This is a genomic window from Holdemania filiformis DSM 12042 (assembly GCF_000157995.1).
In the GTDB taxonomy this organism is placed as follows: domain Bacteria; phylum Bacillota_I; class Bacilli_A; order Erysipelotrichales; family Erysipelotrichaceae; genus Holdemania; species Holdemania filiformis.
Map to the genome: position 1 here is coordinate 394752 of NZ_GG657561.1, position 2131 is coordinate 396882.

At 54.5% G+C, this 2131-nt stretch carries 3 protein-coding genes; all 3 read left to right on the forward strand.

All coding sequences use genetic code 11. The annotated features are described in order from the left end of the window. Positions 1 to 259, forward strand: a 259-nt coding sequence (locus HOLDEFILI_RS20305) for an iron-sulfur cluster-binding protein (protein ID WP_006060572.1), incomplete at its 5' end; no start/stop codon positions are given. A gap of 1 nt (position 260) precedes the next feature. Next, complete coding sequence (gltA, locus tag HOLDEFILI_RS14545; RefSeq protein WP_006060573.1) at positions 261 to 1637, forward strand: NADPH-dependent glutamate synthase; 1377 nt, start codon at positions 261 to 263, stop codon at positions 1635 to 1637. Between the two features lie 80 nt (positions 1638 to 1717). Continuing rightward, positions 1718 to 1939: an HAD family hydrolase gene (locus HOLDEFILI_RS14550; protein ID WP_039865087.1), complete on the forward strand. Its 222-nt coding sequence runs from the start codon at positions 1718 to 1720 to the stop codon at positions 1937 to 1939. Positions 1940 to 2131 lie beyond the last annotated feature (192 nt).

A 2131-nucleotide genomic window follows, 5' to 3' on the forward strand; every position in this document is an offset into this window, starting at 1 on the left:
CGGACCGATTATCATGATGAAGATGGTCTGCAAGGTGACGGAAGCGGCTGGTATTAAGACGCTGGTCAGCCTGAATCCAATTATGATCGACGGCACCGGCATGTGCGGCGGATGCCGCGTCACCGTCGGCGGCAAGGTCAAGTTCGCCTGTGTGGACGGTCCGGATTTCGACGGCCATCAGGTCGATTTCGACGAGTTAATGCAGCGCAACCGCACGTATATGGAAGATCACCGCTGTCATCTTGAGGAGGCGAAATAACATGCCGAATATGCAGAATGAAAAAACGCCGATGCCTTTGCAGGAAGGGTTGGTGCGGATTACAAACTTTGAAGAAGTTGCATTAGGTTATACCGAGGAACAGATGATTAACGAGGCAGATCGTTGTCTGCACTGCGTCAATCATCCTTGTACAGCAGGCTGTCCGGTTTCTGTCATGATTCCGGACTTCATCAAAGCGCTGAAGCAGGGTAAGATCGACGAAGCTTACGGCATCATTACCAAGACCAACAGCTTCCCGACAATCTGCGGCCGCGTCTGTCCGCAGGAAAACCAGTGTGAAAAGAACTGTGTCCGCGCAATCCGCGGGGAAGCGGTAGCGATCGGACGGCTGGAGCGGTATGTCGCCGACCATCACACGCCGGTGCTGCCGGAAAAGCCGCAGCCGAATGGAGTCAAGGTAGCGGTTGTCGGTTCTGGTCCGGCGGGGTTGGCCTGTGCGGCGGATTTAGCGAAGGAAGGCTTCGCGGTGACGATTTATGAAGCTTTGCATGAGGCGGGCGGCGTCTTGCGCTATGGCATTCCGGAATTCCGTCTGCCGAAGCGGATCGTTGACGAACAGCTCGATCAGCTGAAACACCTGGGCGTTGTGATTGAAACCAACGTCATTGTCGGCAAGACCTTGACGATGCAGGAATTGGAAGATGAAGGCTTCCAGGCGGTCTTTATCGGCAGCGGAGCCGGTCTGCCGAAGTTCATGGGCATTCTGGGGGAAACCGCGGCCGGAGTTTTCAGCGCCAATGAAGTGCTGACGCGCGTCAATTTGATGAAAGCCTACCGCGAGGATCATCTGACGCCTTATTATCAAAGCAATCACACGATCGTCGTAGGCGGCGGCAACGTCGCAATGGACGCCGCGCGCTGTGCCCGCCGGCTGGGCAAAAAAGTGACGGTCGTTTACCGCCGGTCTTTGGCAGAAATGCCGGCGCGTAAGGAAGAAGTCGAGCATGCGATGGACGAGGATATCACGTTTATGACGCTGCACAATCCGGTTGAAATCTACAAGGATGACAAAGGCTTCGTTAAAGGCGTAAAGCTGGAGAAGATGGAGCTGGGCGAACCGGATGAGCGCGGCCGGCGTTCCCCGGTACCGACCGGAGAAATGATCGATTTGGTCTGCGACTGCGTGATCATGGCTTTAGGCACATCCAGCAATCCGCTGCTTGTCCGCAGTGAACCTCGTTTACAGACCAATGCCCGCGGGTGTCTGGTTGTAAACGAAGAACAGGAAACAACCATGAAGAACGTCTATGCCGGCGGCGATGCGGTCAGCGGCGCGGCGACGGTCATCCTGGCGTTAGGTGCGGGGAAGAAAGCGGCCGCCTCGATCATCAAGGCGCTGACGCCGAATAAAGCGTAATTGTAAAATCTTGAAAAGCTGCGCAGGGTATGAAGGGCGCAGCTTTTCTCTTTTTTTAAAACAAGCAAGGAGGAAACAAAATGCTTCCTTATCGAACAATGCTTTTTGATTTTGATTATACGCTGGGCGATTCCAGCCGTGGAATTGGGGCGAGCGTCAACGCTGCGCTGACGGCTCTGAACTATCCCGTTCCGAAACCGGATCTGCAGGGAATTCATCTGGCGATGTGGCGGTTGGAAAGTATACCGGAAACAACGCTGTATGTGGGTGACAGTGTCGTCGATGCGCTGGCGGCCCACTAGGCTGGAATTGCATTTGTGCTGTGCTGACCGGCACAACGCCGGCGGAGCCCTTTCAAGCTTATCAGCCCTGCGCACTGCTGCGGGGAAGTTCAGAAATCGTGACGATGATCGAAAGTGTCTGACTGGCAAAGAATCGTGAATAGTCTTGACGATAATTTTCGCGAATGAGAGAGAAACAACCTCATGGATCAC